The sequence below is a fragment of the Methanomassiliicoccales archaeon genome (assembly GCA_038740345.1).
In the GTDB taxonomy this organism is placed as follows: Archaea; Thermoplasmatota; Thermoplasmata; order Methanomassiliicoccales; family UBA472; genus JAJRAN01.
Genome location: JAVYMA010000001.1, coordinates 20,906 through 35,485 on the forward strand (window position 1 = coordinate 20,906; position 14,580 = coordinate 35,485).

Annotated in this window: 15 protein-coding genes; 6 read left to right on the top strand and 9 right to left on the bottom strand. The window is 58.5% G+C overall.

The genetic code is table 11. From position 1 onward, the window contains the following. Window positions 1-140: 140 nt before the first annotated feature. From QW520_00110 to cbiT, 9 genes are read right to left on the bottom strand one after another with little or no spacing between them, the layout of a single operon-like run. Window positions 141-1,493 (bottom strand): cobyrinate a,c-diamide synthase, encoded by a 1,353-nt coding sequence (locus tag QW520_00110; protein MEM0448214.1) that lies wholly within the window; start codon window positions 1,491-1,493, stop codon window positions 141-143. Continuing rightward, a complete protein-coding gene (locus tag QW520_00115; protein MEM0448215.1) occupies window positions 1,490-2,077 on the bottom strand; it encodes a cobalt-precorrin-7 (C(5))-methyltransferase in 588 nt (195 codons plus the stop codon). Before QW520_00115 ends, QW520_00110 begins: the two co-directional genes overlap by 4 nt. 41 nt (window positions 2,078-2,118) lie before the next feature. Continuing rightward, the gene (locus QW520_00120; protein MEM0448216.1) at window positions 2,119-3,123 is read right to left on the bottom strand and encodes a cobalt-precorrin-5B (C(1))-methyltransferase; all 1,005 of its coding nucleotides are present in this window, start codon (window positions 3,121-3,123) and stop codon (window positions 2,119-2,121) included. After that, entirely contained in the window at window positions 3,120-3,785 is a 666-nt protein-coding gene (locus QW520_00125; GenBank protein ID MEM0448217.1) for a precorrin-8X methylmutase, read from the bottom strand. The genes QW520_00120 and QW520_00125 overlap by 4 nt, the downstream gene beginning before the upstream one ends. Beyond that, the gene (gene cobJ, locus QW520_00130; GenBank protein MEM0448218.1) at window positions 3,733-4,524 is read right to left on the bottom strand and encodes a precorrin-3B C(17)-methyltransferase; all 792 of its coding nucleotides are present in this window, start codon (window positions 4,522-4,524) and stop codon (window positions 3,733-3,735) included. Before cobJ ends, QW520_00125 begins: the two co-directional genes overlap by 53 nt. Next, entirely contained in the window at window positions 4,499-5,365 is an 867-nt protein-coding gene (gene cbiG / locus QW520_00135) for a cobalt-precorrin 5A hydrolase (GenBank protein ID MEM0448219.1), read from the bottom strand. The genes cobJ and cbiG overlap by 26 nt, the downstream gene beginning before the upstream one ends. Next, complete coding sequence (gene cobM / locus QW520_00140) at window positions 5,362-6,075, bottom strand: precorrin-4 C(11)-methyltransferase (protein MEM0448220.1); 714 nt, start codon at window positions 6,073-6,075, stop codon at window positions 5,362-5,364. Before cobM ends, cbiG begins: the two co-directional genes overlap by 4 nt. A gap of 2 nt (window positions 6,076-6,077) precedes the next feature. Continuing rightward, window positions 6,078-6,686, bottom strand: coding sequence for a cobalt-factor II C(20)-methyltransferase (locus tag QW520_00145; protein ID MEM0448221.1), 609 nt, complete (start codon window positions 6,684-6,686; stop codon window positions 6,078-6,080). Further along, window positions 6,683-7,225 (bottom strand): precorrin-6Y C5,15-methyltransferase (decarboxylating) subunit CbiT, encoded by a 543-nt coding sequence (gene cbiT, locus QW520_00150; protein ID MEM0448222.1) that lies wholly within the window; start codon window positions 7,223-7,225, stop codon window positions 6,683-6,685. Before cbiT ends, QW520_00145 begins: the two co-directional genes overlap by 4 nt. Before the next feature lie 141 nt (window positions 7,226-7,366). On the opposite strand from cbiT, the gene QW520_00155 reads away from it, so the two are divergent. The 6 genes from QW520_00155 to QW520_00180 are packed head-to-tail and all read left to right on the top strand — an operon-like array spanning window position 7,367 to window position 13,926. Next, window positions 7,367-7,984, top strand: coding sequence for a bifunctional precorrin-2 dehydrogenase/sirohydrochlorin ferrochelatase (locus QW520_00155; GenBank protein ID MEM0448223.1), 618 nt, complete (start codon window positions 7,367-7,369; stop codon window positions 7,982-7,984). Next, window positions 7,977-9,281 carry a glutamyl-tRNA reductase gene (gene hemA / locus QW520_00160; GenBank protein MEM0448224.1) on the top strand — a complete coding sequence of 435 codons (1,305 nt, stop codon included), beginning with the start codon at window positions 7,977-7,979 and terminating at the stop codon, window positions 9,279-9,281. The genes QW520_00155 and hemA overlap by 8 nt, the downstream gene beginning before the upstream one ends. After that, entirely contained in the window at window positions 9,232-10,209 is a 978-nt protein-coding gene (gene hemB, locus QW520_00165) for a porphobilinogen synthase (protein ID MEM0448225.1), read from the top strand. The genes hemA and hemB overlap by 50 nt, the downstream gene beginning before the upstream one ends. Continuing rightward, complete coding sequence (gene hemL / locus QW520_00170) at window positions 10,206-11,480, top strand: glutamate-1-semialdehyde 2,1-aminomutase (GenBank protein MEM0448226.1); 1,275 nt, start codon at window positions 10,206-10,208, stop codon at window positions 11,478-11,480. Before hemB ends, hemL begins: the two co-directional genes overlap by 4 nt. After that, window positions 11,480-13,123 carry a uroporphyrinogen-III C-methyltransferase gene (gene cobA / locus QW520_00175; protein ID MEM0448227.1) on the top strand — a complete coding sequence of 548 codons (1,644 nt, stop codon included), beginning with the start codon at window positions 11,480-11,482 and terminating at the stop codon, window positions 13,121-13,123. The genes hemL and cobA overlap by 1 nt, the downstream gene beginning before the upstream one ends. Next, window positions 13,120-13,926 carry a uroporphyrinogen-III synthase gene (locus tag QW520_00180; protein ID MEM0448228.1) on the top strand — a complete coding sequence of 269 codons (807 nt, stop codon included), beginning with the start codon at window positions 13,120-13,122 and terminating at the stop codon, window positions 13,924-13,926. The genes cobA and QW520_00180 overlap by 4 nt, the downstream gene beginning before the upstream one ends. Window positions 13,927-14,580: the final 654 nt, after the last annotated feature.

Genomic DNA, 14,580 nt, shown 5'->3' on the forward strand with positions numbered 1-14,580 from the left:
ATGAGATGCTGGCTAGGCATGGATGGCTTATCCATCCAATGATTTCCTGTGGAGAATCTTCTCCCGTCCTGAGGCCTCCGCACTCAGAGGAAAACGCGCACGACAGGCTTTCTGCTCCATGAGCGGAGAGCGAGGTCGCTTCATCTTCCTGTGCAGGCCTCGACGAAGCGCCTCGCTATCCTTGGATCCGTGCCGAAGTGCAGATGCGAATAGGAGGCGAGAGTATTGCACCTCATCAAGCCATCCATCCTCCCCGATATTCCGCCAGGTTTGCTCAGCTCATAGGCCCAGGCCCTCGTTTCCGAACTGGGAACGGAGGAATAATGGAACACATGCCCCCTGATCTCGTCCCCTTGACGGGAGAGGATGTTGTCGCGCAGCACTCGCATCCTCACATATCCCAGGGCTTGCAGCCTGTCCCCCATGCGCACCTCCTCCTGGAAAACGGATGCCATGCGATGCGAATTCCCTTGGAGATCGACGAGCCTGGAGCAGAGGTACATCATCCCTCCGCACTCAGCGTAGACTGGCACACCTGCGAGGCATTCCTCTCTTATCCGGGTGATGCACTCCTCATTCTCCGCCAACCGCTGAGCGAAGATCTCGGGGTAGCCTCCCCCGATGTACAGGCCATCCACGTCAGGCACCCCTTCCCTTAAGGGGGAGAAGAATTCCAGCTCCGCTCCCGCGGCGCGCAGCAGATCGAAGTTGTCCTCGTAATAGAAGTTGAAGGCCTCATCCCTGGCCACGCCGATGCGGCAATCTGCACTTTCTTTGTCATGAGGGAACACTTCTCCTTCCAGGTCCGGCGCAGAGCGAGCTATTTCCACCAACATATCCAGGTCCAGATTCTCCTCCACCATGCGCCTTGCCTCCTCATACCGCTGGGAGTTGTCCTCCTCCTCCGCCGGTACGAGGCCAAGGTGCCGGCTGCTAAGGTGCGCCTCTTTCCTCTGCGGGATGCCTCCTAAGGATAGCAGCCCTTTCAATGAATCCTCGGCTATTTGAAGGTGCTTCTCCCCACTAATCCGATTGAAGATGACCGCTCTCAGGTCGACTTCCTTATCATACGAGGCGAAGCCCAGAGCGAGCGCTCCCAGGCTGCGCGAGGAGGAGGAGGCGCCGATCACCAGGGCCACAGGGCAACGAAGCGTTTTGGCCAGATGAGCGCTGCTTCCCTCCTCGCTGCGGCCGTCGAAGCCGTCATACAGGCCCATCACCCCCTCGATGACAGAGATGTCCGCTCCCTCCGAGGCGCGAAGGAACGATTCTAGCACGTACTCAGGGAACATCCAGGTGTCGAGATTACGCGACGGCCTTCCCGCCACCTGCGAATGATGCATGGGGTCCAGGAAATCGGGTCCGGCCTTGAACGGCTGCACCTTCAATCCCCTCCGCCTTAACGCGGCCATGATGCCCAGGGCGATGGTGGTCTTGCCTACGCCGCTGCGCTCCCCCGCGATCATTATCCGCGGCCTGTGATGGAGGCTCAAGTCCTGATCACCAGCACCGAGAAAAGACCGGATTTGACCTTGGGGGGCGCCTTCGGGGTGCCGAAGGTTATGGTCTCCTTGGGATAGCCTAATTCCTCGCAGGTCACGATCTTGCAGCAGGGCAGGTGTTGTTCCAGCTCCTTGGCGAGAAGGGAAAGGTCAAAGCCAGGCTTAGCCAGGATGAATGGAATCCTTCCTCTCTGCGCCTCTCCCACCGCCTCCTGGATCGCTTGCGAGGGATCGGAATTGTGCCCATCCACCACCACCGCCTTCACCAAAGGCAGCCTCAAGCGGGCGAAGGCTAGCTGCATGGAAGATATGCCAGGTACCACCTCCGTCCCCAGATGGCCCAGGCCAGCCAGCATGGGGTCCCCCGTGGAGAGCAGCACCGCATCCTCTGGTAGCTTGTCAAGGTTGGAATAGTCCTGCAGCACGTGCACCTCGCAATCCGGTGCGATGAAGGGCTTGGCCAGCTCTATGGCCCTGGCCGAGCCGTAGACACGCTTGGCCTGCTGAATGCACTCCGCGCCATACTGGGTCATGAAACCGGGCCCGCAGCCCACACCTACCACTATCAAGCTCACCACCCCTCTTTATCAAGACCTCAAAGAATGGAACATCGCTCTCACGCCCTCTCCCCTAGAACCCTTCCGCTCCTGTCCACCACCACGATGCCTACGACAGGATATCTTTCCTTGAACCTGTCCAGAGTGCGCTCTAGTACTGCTTTCCCCTCAGGATGCTGCATGAGCTCCTCCACCGTCGCCGCGCCCGTTCCGTTCAGCACTTCCGGATCAATGAATTTCATTATGAGCGCTGGGAGACCTAGAAGAACGACTTCACCTCTCGCCTCTTGCAGAGCCTTCTCGATGTTTACGCCTACCAGGATCGACTCATGCCTGGGAAACATGCGCCTGGCATGATTCAGGCCGATGCGCCCGGTGGTGAGCACGACCTTGTCAGCCTTGCGCACCCTCTCCATCACCGTTTGGCCTAGATGGTCGTCCCACGGCTCCACCAGGCCGGTGCTGCCCAGTATGGAGATGCCTCCCACCACGCCCATGCGAGGGTTGAGGGTACGCGCTGCCACCTCCTCGCCTCTTGGAGCACTCAGCTCCACCTTGGCGCCTGGCAACCCTGCGGCGGAGAAGGCGATTTGCGCGTTCCTTGCTATCTGCGACATGGCACTGGCAGAGATGGCAGCCTGGCCCTTTTGATAGAGTGGAGTGTCTCGACTCAATCTTCCTATCCCTTCTCCCGCCTGCAACTCCAGCATTTTCGCCTCTCCTAGATATCTGGCCTGGAGCTCGATGTTGGCAGTAACATCAGTCACATAATCGCCGGCATACTTTACGGCCTGGCCTATGCCATTATCACCTTCCGCTTCAACCTCCACCCTCAGGCCGCAGTTCAGCTCCACCTCCACCCTGTCCACGTGGTTTAATAATGATAGTATGCAGGCCTTGACCGCGGCCGTGGCCGTGGTCCCGGTGGTGAACCCCCTCCTGAGCACTCTGCCATCGGCGAGCAGGACGCCTAATCCGCTCTTCGCCAGGCTCAGCTCAGCGGGGTCCTTGCACTTTCGCACCCACTCCTCGGGGTATTCGTAGCCTGTCACCGGGTCCCTCATTCTCTTTGGCCCTCAGCGAAGATGGTGATTATCTCGTTCATGGCCGCCACGGCCACCGGCGTGCCTCCCCTGGTGCCCTCGGTAGAGATGGAGGGGATGTCAAGGCGCCTCAGCTCCTCCTTGGATTCCGCGGCATTCACAAACCCCACGGGACAGCCTATCACCAGAGCCGGCCTGACCCCTTCCTTGATGAGCTCGCAAAGCACCAAGAGGGCAGAGGGAGCGTTGCCGATGACCACTATTGAAGCGTCGAGGCGAGGTCTGAGACTATGAAGGCCCGCGCTGCTCCGGGTTATGCCCCTCTCCTGTGCCAGATCCTCCCCGTATTCCAGCAGGCAATCCACCTGGCTCCGATGCCCCTTCTTCTGTATGCCCACCTGGACCATGCGAATGTCCGCGAAGATGGGCGCGCCCACCTTGAGCGCCCTGACGCCCGCGCCCACAGGGTCGTGCTGGAAGCGCAGCAGGTCGGCCATGGCGAAGTCGCCCACCGCCACGGAGCATCTTTGACGTATGCGGTCCTCAGGGCTTTGATCCCCTACCCTCTCACGGGCGAGCATTCGGCTTCGCCATGAGATGGAACGACCCTCTGGCGTGTCCGCGCCCAGGTCAATATACATACTTTCTGTGATATCCTCTCGGCGTGATGATCCCTTTGACATGATTCCCCTCCTTCCAGATCCTGCTATTCTCCCCCCCGATGATGACCGTGCAATGCATATCCACCATCCCATCGTCCTCGCAGAGCTGACCTAGAGTGGTAATGAACACGCATTCCTGCGGACGATAGGCGTTGCGCACCACCCCCACCGGCGTCTGCGGGGAGAGGTGCTTGAGAGCGATAGCGAGCGCCTTGGCTAGGTTTCCGCTCCTCCCCCGGCTGCGCGGATTGTACATGGCCACGGGCACCTTCATCTCAAAGGCCAAGTCCAGCCTCCGCTCCACCTCCTCCCAGGGAGTGAGGAGGTCTGACAGCGATATCACCACGAAATCGCCTGAAAGAGGCGCGCCCAGGCGTGCCGCGGCCGCGCTAGCGGCGGTTATCCCTGGCACCACCTCCACTTCAATTCCCGGCTCCTCTCTCTCCGCCAGCTCCAGCACTATGCTGGCCATCCCGTAGACCCCCGCGTCCCCACCGCTCACCAGAGTCACTGTCCTCTCCTTGGCCAGACGCAATGCCTCTCTGGCCCTCTCCACCTCTCTCCCCATGCCAGAAGAGATTACTTCCTTTCCCTCCAGCTCGTCCCTCACCAGGTCTAGATAAAGCTTGTGCCCCAGGACCACGTCCGCTATCCTAATAGCTTGACGTGCTTGGGGAGTCAGGAGCCCTACGTCCCCCGGGCCTGTCCCCACCACATAGAGCTTGCCTTTGCTTTCACTCCGCGATGGCGACTGTGACATTGCCCCTCGCCCTCCTCTCCAGGACCAATCTCTTGTGCCTCGAAATCGCCAGCGCCGCCGGTTCGGCCACGCCCTTCAGCCCGATCATCTCCGCCTTGGACGAGGAGCATCCCTGCTGCGAATTCAGCGTCTCGTCGTCGAGGAACAACAGGTTGCCGCCCAGGAGGCGCACTCCTTGTACTAGCCCTTTCTCGTCCTGCTTGCGTTCGGTGGTGGCATAGGCGAAGACATCTTCCTGACTAATCTTCGCCTCTTGAAAGGCTGAGGACACTGCCTCCCTAACCTCTTCTGCAGTCACGCCCCTGTTGCAGCCGATGCCCACGCAATACCTTCCCTTCCTCACCAAGAAGGAGACGCCTTCTCCCGCCAGAATCATTGCAGGACCGTGGATGGCGTACACGGGCACATCGCCCTTGAGAAAAGCTGAATTTACCGAAAGGGTGGAGGATCTGTTGACCACGTCCGCTCCGAAACGATAAGCCAGCTCCTCCACGGATTCGCGGCCTAGGGCGTCTGTCGCCGTGGATATTACAGGTATCATGCCTAACGAGGAAAGCTGCCTCGCTATCCTGTTAGCCCCGTGATGCCCTCCCAGTAAAGGTATGGCGAATCTCATGTCCGGCGTCACCACCACCACGGCCGCGTCCCTCCACTTATCCTTCAAAAGAGGGCAGAGCTTGCGCAAGACTATTCCCACGGCCATGATGGCCACCACCGCCTCGTACTCCTGGAATGCCTCCTCCAGAGCGCTGCCCTCAAGAGGGCGCGTATCGGCTCCCAGAGCACGAGCGACCCTCACGGCTGCCTCTTCGTGACTCGCATGCACTACCACTGTCCTCATGAGTACAGCACCGACCTCTCGTAACGGAGCTTTGGATCGACCACCTCACCGATGATGATGAGCGCGGAGCGCGAGATCCCTTCCCGTTTCGCCCTCTCAGCGATGTCTGACAATGTCCCCACGATCACCTTCTGATCCGGCCAGGACGCGTGATATACCACAGCCGCGGGCGTGTCTGGCGGCCTCCTGATCTTGGAGACCACCTCCTCAATTCGGTCCGAGCCCAGGAAGATAACCAAGGATGCCTTGTGGGCCGAAAGCTCCTCCAGCTCGTCGTCTTCCAAAGTCTGTCCGCTGGGCCTGGTGATTATGAGCGCTTCCGACACTCCTTTCAAAGTGTATTGCGTACGAAGGGCAGCGGAGGCGGCGAAGAGCGACGAGACGCCTGGTATCACCTCGTAGTCCACCCCCCTCTTATCCAGCTCGACCATCTGCTCCACGATCGAGCCGTAGATGGAGGGGTCGCCGCTGTGCAGCCTTACCACTTTCTTCCCTTCCTTGGCCTCCTTCGCCATCAGTTCTACTATCTCCTCCAGGCTCATGCCCCAGCTGTCTACCTTTATTGGGGCTGAGGATCTGGATATTAGCTCAGGATTGACCAGAGAGCCTGTGTACACCAACACCTCAGCGCTCCTCAGCAATTCATCGCCTTTCAACGTTATCAGGTCCGGATCGCCCGGCCCAGCACCTACGAAGAAAACTCTGGCCATCCTCACTTCCTCGCGAAAAGCACGCTCATGTAGTCGGAACGCTCCGGCAGCTCCTCCCCTCGATATATCTTCTCCCCTGGCATGTACATCCTCTCCGCTAGGAAGAATTCCTTGTATCCCTGCTGACGCAGCTTGGCCGCTGCCTCCCTCGGCCTCCTGACCTTCAACAGGAGCAGGCAGGTCGGCTCCGTACCATCGGATACCTCAAGACCTTGATCCACGGCCAGATTGAGGCGGGAGGCGAAGGCGGTGATGCAGCTGATGCCCGGCTCCGCACGGCACTGCACCTCAGGATATCTTTCTTTGAGAGCGGAGTACAGATGATTGTAAGTGGAGAAGAAATTGGGGTCCCCCAATATCCCCAACACCACCAGACCTTCCTTGGCATGGGGGGCAATGACGTCCGCGTTGCGCCTCATGGCTTCCTGCAGCTCTTCCTCATCCTCGGTCATAGGGAAATCGAGAATCTCTGGCTGTGCGTAGGGAGAGACTATCTGAGCGGCGATCTTGCCGGGGACAAAGACCTTGTCCGCCCTCTTAAGCAGATCGATGGCCCTCAAGGTGAGAAGATCGCTCTCCCCTGGGCCCAGTCCCACGGCCACCAGCATCATACACCCCTCCCAATCACAAGATAAACTGGATCGATAGGCTTGAACATGTGACCGCCGGCTATGGGGTAGGAGCGGTTTACCTGTAGGTGGACCGCCTCCTCCAAAGCGCCAATAGAGCTGAGCGAGCTCAGCGCGTTATGCAGGGTATCTATCTTCACCGCGGCGATCACAAAGCGCCTTCTCACTTGGGAAACCAGCGCTCTTATTATCCCTTCCAGGCCCTTCGAGCCTCCCACGAAGGCCGCGTCCAATCTGCCAATGCGAGGAAGGATGTCCAGGGCCTCACCCTGCCACACCTGGACGTTGCTCAGCCTTTCCTCCTCAGCCTTTCTCCTGGTGAGCTCGACCGCCTCAGGCCTCATGTCCAGCGCATGTACTTTAGCGCATGACCTGGCGGCCGCGAGGGTCACCGCACCGGTGCCGCAGCCCAAATCTAGGAAGACGTCGTCCGGCCTAAGGCGCAGCTTGCCCAAGGCCACATGTATCACCTCTTCCTGAGTAGGGCCTCCCCTGAGCCTGTCCACCTCCTTGAGGTCCATTAATTGGATGTATCCTCCAACTAACTTAAATAATTGTTGGATGTATCATCCAACCGAAATCCGGGGGAAAGTTAGATTGTTCAGACGCGCAGTGAAATCATATAATATCGGATGTTATGATTCGGCTCGGTCGTGATACTCATGCTTCCTTTGCTATTGGACCTCAGAGGGAAGAGGATCGCAGTCTTGGGGGCAGGCAAGGTGGGGCTTCGGAAGGCCAGATACCTCTCTCAGGAGGCTGAGGTTCGATTGGTCGACAGGGAAGCTCCTCGTTCTGAGGTATCGGGCGCTCAGTTCGTGCAGGCTGACCTGCATGAGTCCTTTTCCGCATTCGTTAGTACGGCTGACATGGTGGTGGCGGCAACGGACGACGAGGAGCTGAACTCTCAAATCGAGCGGGAGGCCAAGGTGAGGGGTAAATGGTGCAATCGAGCAGATGGCATGTCCACTTTCCTGATACCTTCAGTAGTGCGCAGGGATGGTTTCATCATTGCCGTTTCCACCGAAGGCCGCAGCCCGGCCATGTCGCGCTTTATACGAGAATGGCTGGAGCAATCGATCCCCAAGGAGTTCGAGGACATGGTCAGGCTGCAAGAGAAGCTGCGCTCCTGGGCCAAAGAGAACATCAAAGGACAAGAGAGGAGGGAGGACTTCCTTTGGAGTGTTCTCAAGGACGATGAGGTATGGAATGCTTTGAGAACAAACTCCCAGGCTGCGTTCGAATTGGCCGTTTCGAAATGGAGGGAGAGAGATGGATAGCATTCTTAGCGCTCACATCACGCACAAGCGGGCGGACATGGGCAAGCTGGAGATGGCAAGCAAGCAGAGCGCCCGAGACATGCTAAGTGCGGTCAGGCAGCTCCCTGGTGTGAGGGAGTGCGCGGTACTCAAGACCTGCAACAGGGTGGAGATCTACACCGCCACCTGCAACTGGGCCGCCACTAGGAAGGCTCTTGAGCTCTATATCAACTCTTTCGTGCCCTTCGATAGCTCGGAGAACCTGGTGCAATACCTGGACGGGCTGGAGAGCGTGCGTCATCTGCTTAGAGTGGCCTCAGGCCTCGAGTCCATGATCGTAGGAGAAGATCAAATACAATCGCAGGTGAAGGAGGCCTTCGAGCTGGCCGAGAAGGAGGGGTGCATCGGGCCGCTGCTCTCCCTCTCCTTCCGTAAAGCCATCCAAGTAGGGAAGAAGGTGCGAGCCGAGACCAGGCTGAACAAGGGGTCTGTGAGCATTGGTTCAGCAGCTGTGGAGCTGGCGGAGAGCAAGGTGGGAGATCTGCGAGGCAAGAATGTACTGGTCATCGGGGCCGGGGAGATGGCAACCCTCATCGCCAGGCATCTCATGGGCCGGGGGCCGGAAGCGGTCTTCGTCTCCAACCGCACCTACTCTCGAGCGGTGGAGCTGGCCTTCGCCCTCAACGGCAAGGCGGTGCGCTTCGACTCCCTCACCGAATTCCTGGCGGAGAGCGATGTGGTCATCTGCGCCACCTCCGCCACGCACAACATCCTAGAGCCAAGGCATATAGCCCCAGCCATGTCCCTGAGGAAGGGTAGGCCGATGATTATCATTGATGTCTCCGTGCCGCGCAACGTGGCCCCTGAGGTAGGCGAGCTGGAAGGGGTGCAGCTCTACGACCTTGACGGACTCAGGGACGTGGCCATGGAGAATCTGCGCAAGCGCAGGGCGGAGGTCAAGGACGCGGAGCGCATCATATCCGAGGAGATGGAGAAGCTGCGCACCCGCCTGGACGAGCTTTCAGCAGAAATGGCCATAAAATGCCTTTACACCAAATTCAACGGCATCAAGGAAAGGGAGGTGGAGAAGGCCGCCAGGAGGTTGAGGGCGGGCGACGACCCCAAGGAAGTCATGGATGACTTGGCAGAGGCGTTGATCAACCGGTTCCTGGCCGATCCTACTGACTACCTTAAAGGGGCCTCGCGCATAGGGGACCCCCACCTCTCTCTCATGGTGATGAAGCTATTCAAGGCGGAGGAACCCAAGCATGTTCCCAGAGACGAGATTGCGACGTTTGAGGGGCAGAGAGAGCATTAGGCGGATGGTAAGGGAGACATCCTTGAGGGTAGAGGACCTCATGCTTCCCATATTCGTGGATGAAACGTTGGAAGAGCCGCGTGAGATCCTCTCCATGCCTGGAGTCAAAGCCTTTCCCCCTTCCGAAGCTTCCATTCAAGCTAAGCAGGCAGAGCGGCTTGGTATACAATCGGTGCTGCTTTTCGGGGTGCCGCAGCATAAGGACGAGGAGGGCAGCGGGGCCTGGGAAGAGCAGGGCCCGGTGCAAAGAGCGGTGAAGAGCATAAGGTCCGATTGCCAACTCACCGTCGTCTGCGACCTTTGCCTTTGCGAGTACACTTCGCATGGCCACTGCGGCCTGGTGAGGGGGGGCAGGGTGGACAACGATGCCACCCTGGAACTCTATGGCAGGATAGCGGTGAGCCAGGCTAAGGCAGGAGCGCACATGGTGGCGCCGAGCGGCATGATGGATGGTCAGGTCCGAGCCATAAGACATGCACTGGACGAAGCTGGCTTCGAGGAGGTGGGCATCATGTCCTATTCAGCCAAGTACGCCTCCGCCTTCTATGGACCTTTTCGCGATGCCGTGGCCTCGAAACCCTCCTTCGGCGACAGACGCACGCATCAAATGGACCCAGGCAACGCTCGAGAGGCGCTGCGGGAGATGGAGATGGATCTGAATGAGGGGGCAGATATCCTTATGGTCAAGCCAGCCCTGCCGTATCTCGACGTGATCTGCAGGGCCAGGGAAAGATTCCCTGCTCCCATTGCCGCTTACAATGTCTCGGGAGAGTACTCCATGCTGAAGTTAGCCTCTTCACAGGGGATTTTAGAGGAGCGAAGGGGCATGATGGAGGTGCTCACCAGCATCAAGCGAGCGGGTGCCGACATCATCATCACATATCACGCCTTAGAAGCGGCGCGGGCGCTTAAGGAGGGTGACTGGTGAATACCGAGCATTCCCGCCAATGCTTCGAGAAGGCCAAGCTTCTGCTTCCCGGTGGGGTGTCGAGCCCGGTGCGGGCCTTCGCTCCCTATCCCATCTTCATCTCGAGGGGAAAAGGCTCTCGTTTGTACGACGTGGATGGGAATGAGTACATAGACTACTGCCTGGGCTTCGGTCCTCTTATACTGGGGCATGCGCCTGAAGAGGTAGTAAAGGCATTGCAGATCCAGGCAGAGCTAGGCACCCTATATGGCGCGCCGATAGAAATGGAGGCGCGCATGGCCGAGATGATCTCACATTACTATCCCAACGTGGAGATGCTGCGCTTCGTCTCCTCTGGTACCGAGGCCACCATGCATGCCTTGCGCTTAGCCAGGGGATACACTCAGCGCAAAAAGATCGTCAAGATCGAAGGCGGCTTCCACGGAGCGCATGACGCTGTCCTGGTCCGGGCGGGCTCGGGCGCCACCACTCATAGCGCCCCCGACTCACTGGGAGTGTTGGAAGAAGTGGCATCCCAAACCTTGCTCGCTCCCTATAATGACCTGGAAGCGGTGCGGCAGCTTCTGGTAACGAACCGCGAGGAGGTCGCGGCTGTTATTCTTGAGCCAGTGCTGGGAAACATCGGGCCGGTGCTGCCTGAGAAAGGTTATCTGCAGGGGCTAAGGGAGCTCTGCACCGAGCATGGTGCGCTGCTGATCTTCGACGAGGTGATAACGGGATTCCGTTTGGCCCTGGGCGGGGCGCAAGAGCTTTTCGGGGTGAGGGCGGACATAACCACTCTGGGCAAGATATTGGGAGGGGGCATGCCCATAGGGGCCTTCGGTGCCTCCAAAGAGATCATGTCCTTCATCTCCCCCTTGGGCAAGGTGTATCAAGCAGGGACCTTCAGCGGCAATCCCATGAGCTTGACCGCCGGCTATCATACCATCAAGGCCTTGGCTCGAGAGGGGCATGAACATCTGAATGCGAGAGGAGAGGAGATGCGCGCAGGCCTGGCCCGCGTCTGCCGGGAACTCGGCCTGGAATTCCAAGTGCAGGGCATCGGCTCCATGTTCCAATTGTTCCTGACGCGACATGAAGTGCGGGATTACCGCTCCGCCCTCACTTGCGACGGCGAGAGATTCATGCGCCTCTTCCGCTTCCTACTAGACCATGGCATTTATCTTCCCCCTTCCCAATGGGAGACCTGCTTCCTGTGCACAGCGCATTCATCCGCTGATGTGAGGAGGACGGTGGAGGCCTACGCTTCCTCATTGCAGGAGGTGCGCTGATGATCCTGGGCACGAGGGGCAGCAGCCTGGCGATGGCACAAGCAAGGATGGTGATGGAGGCCTTAGCGAGGGCTTGCCCTGAGCTCAAGGTGGAGCTGAGGAAGGTGCGCACCACAGGGGACGAGGTCAGGGACCGACCGCTCCGCTCTTTAGGAGGGATAGGAGCGTTCACCAAGGAACTGGACAAGTTTATATTGAAGGGAGAGATAGACGCCGCAGTCAACTCCCTCAAGGATATGCCAGTGGCCCTTACCCCGGGAACGGTGATCGCGGCCGTTCTGCCCCGCGGGCCGGTGGAAGATGTGCTGGTGTCAGAAGAACCCTTGGAGAAGCTCCCTCCAGGAGCGGTAGTGGGGACCTCCAGCGTAAGGCGCGCCGCGGTGCTCAGGAGGCTTCGCCCCGATCTCACGGTCAAGGATCTCAGAGGCAATGTGACCACACGATTGAGGAAGCTGCGCGAGGGTGAATACGATGCCATTGTGCTGGCCAAGGCAGGCCTGGAGCGATTGGACCTGAAGGTGCGCTGTCATGCGCTGGACCCTAAGGTGTTCGTGCCCTCGGCAGGCCAGGGCGCGATAGCGGTGGTGTGCGCCGAGGGCTGTGGCTTCCTCGATCAGCTCAGGCGCATCGACCATTTCCCCACCCGCATAGAAGTGGAGGCGGAGAGGAGAGTCCTAGGTCTTCTGGGAGGAGGCTGCTATCTTCCTATAGGAGTGCTGGCCAGACTGACCGAACGCGGCATGTCCATCAGGGCGCAGATGATGGATGAGGAGGGGGGGCGCCTCGTCTCCTCCGAGGCCGACCTCGAGCCTGGCGACGAGCAGGGGCTGGAGAGCTTCGCCCAAGAACTTTTGCGGAGGTTCCAGGAGAGCGCACGTGACACCTGCGCTCAAACGGGCGAGGTCTTCCTGGTAGGGGCAGGCCCCGGGGATCCAGGCCTTCTTACGCTTAAGGGGCTGGAAGCGCTGCGGCGGGCCGAGGTGGTGGTGCACGACGCCTTGATAGGGGAGGCGCTTCTGAACGAGGCGCCCAAGGAGGCCGAGGTCATCGATGTGGGCAAGCGCGGCTGCGGCCATAAGGCGGAGCAGGCGGAAATAAATGAGCTATTGGTGAAGAAGGCCAGGGAAGGTAAAAAGGTGGTGCGCTTGAAAGGTGGCGACCCTTTCCTCTTCGGACGAGGAGGTGAGGAGGCGGAGGCCTTGCGGCGCGCCGGCCTCAGGGTACACCTCATACCAGGCGTGACCAGCGCCATCGCCGCGCCCGCCATGGCTGGGATACCTGTAACGCACAGGAAGATGGCCTCCCATGTTACCTTCGTCACCGGGCATGAGAGCGCGGAGAAGGAGGAGGAGTCCATAGATTGGGGAGCCCTGGCCCAGGTGGGGAAGGCAGGGGGGACCCTGGTGATCCTCATGGGCATGTCCAATTTGAGAAAAAACATGCAGCGCCTGATAGAAGCGGGGATGGACCGTAGGACCCCCGTGGCAGTGGTGGAGAAAGGGAGCCTACCAGGGCAGAGGACGGCGGTGGCCACTCTGGGGAATGTAGCAGAGGTGTGCGAGTCGCTGGGGATGGGAGCACCAGCGGTGATCGTGGTGGGCGAGGTGGCGCGCATGCGCGAGGTCTTGGGGGATCTGGCATGACATTGGTGGCCATAATGCGCCCCCAGGACAGGCTTGAGGAGTCCATGCGCTTAGCTGAGCAGTTCGGCTTCCAAGCCATATGCGCATCGCCCATCGAGATAGAGCTCAGGGACAGCGAGGCATTCGACTTCTTCTTGGATGAGCTGCGGAAGGAGAGGGTGGATCTGGTCATGTTCAGTTCGGCCACAGCGGTGCAGTCAGCCCTGGATCTGGCTCAGCGCCGATCTGCCAGGGAGGATTTCCTCCGGCACCTCCGAAGAACCGAGATAGTGGCCATCGGACCCGCGACATGCAGGAAGCTGGAGAAGGAAGGGTTGCACGCAGAGGGCATTCCCGAGGAGTTCACTTCCGAAGGCCTGGTGCAATACGCCAAAAAGTTGTCACGACCTGGAGCCAGATGCTACGTACTGCGCTCCGATCAGGGCTCGGGCGCCTTGCTTCCAGGGCTCAGGCAAGCCGGACTGCAGGCTGACGAAGTGGTGGTCTATTCCCTGATGAGACGCGAGGGAGCGGAGGATCTGCAGCGGCTGATCGATCATGGCGAGAGGGGAGAGGTGGATGTCTTCCTGTTCACCTCATCCCTTTCAGCCCGCATCCTATTGGATACTTGGTCCTCGAGATCTGGCATGGATGCAGTGATGCGCTCCTTATCCGCTAAGATAGTAGGAGCCATAGGCCCTCCCACCAAAGAGACGTTGGAGTCCTACGGGATAAGGGTGGACGTGATGCCTGCGCGCGCCACCTTCATCGATCTGCTGCAAGCGGTCAAGGATTGGCTGGAAAAAAAGCCGAGGGGATGCTGAGCGGGGCGAGCGCTCGAGCCATCATGAATGTTGCGCCCATTCCCCGCCTCAGGCCTTCATTCCATCTCGGCTAGTTTTGTGAAAAGACGTGTCCCGCCGAAGATCCTTAGATATTCCTGTTGTAAACTGAATAACCCCACTTCATCGCTTAAAAATTCCCTGCTCAATTTCTCATCTTTCCTACCATTGTAATTTATATAAGTTATTGAAATCTATTTTTTTCAAGAATTGGGATAAGTATTGTTCTGGAATAACGCTAACGATAACGATGAATATACTTTTAATCGCATTTTGATGCTTTTTTGCTTTTTTCTAAAGTCAAAACGACCATGTGTCAATTTGTTTATCAAGCCTCATAAATTCATCCTCTTGGTTTTAGCGAAGTTCATTGGGAGCGTGCATTGAAGATTTCAGAAAAATAAGAAAGGAAAGAGACTTTCAAAAGATCGGGTCCGTAACCTCTCCTCTGCAACGAGTTGCCCGGATTAGAGCCCTTTCAGCTTCATTCCAGTCGTTCTTAAGGTAAGAAATACCATTTAAACCGCCTGAAAAGATTGAAAAAAGGAAAAAGCGAGAACTGTTGGAGGTGGGCTTACTTAATGTAGACTACCATGTTTCCGCCTTTAATCAGAATTGTCGGGTCAGCATTGTCTG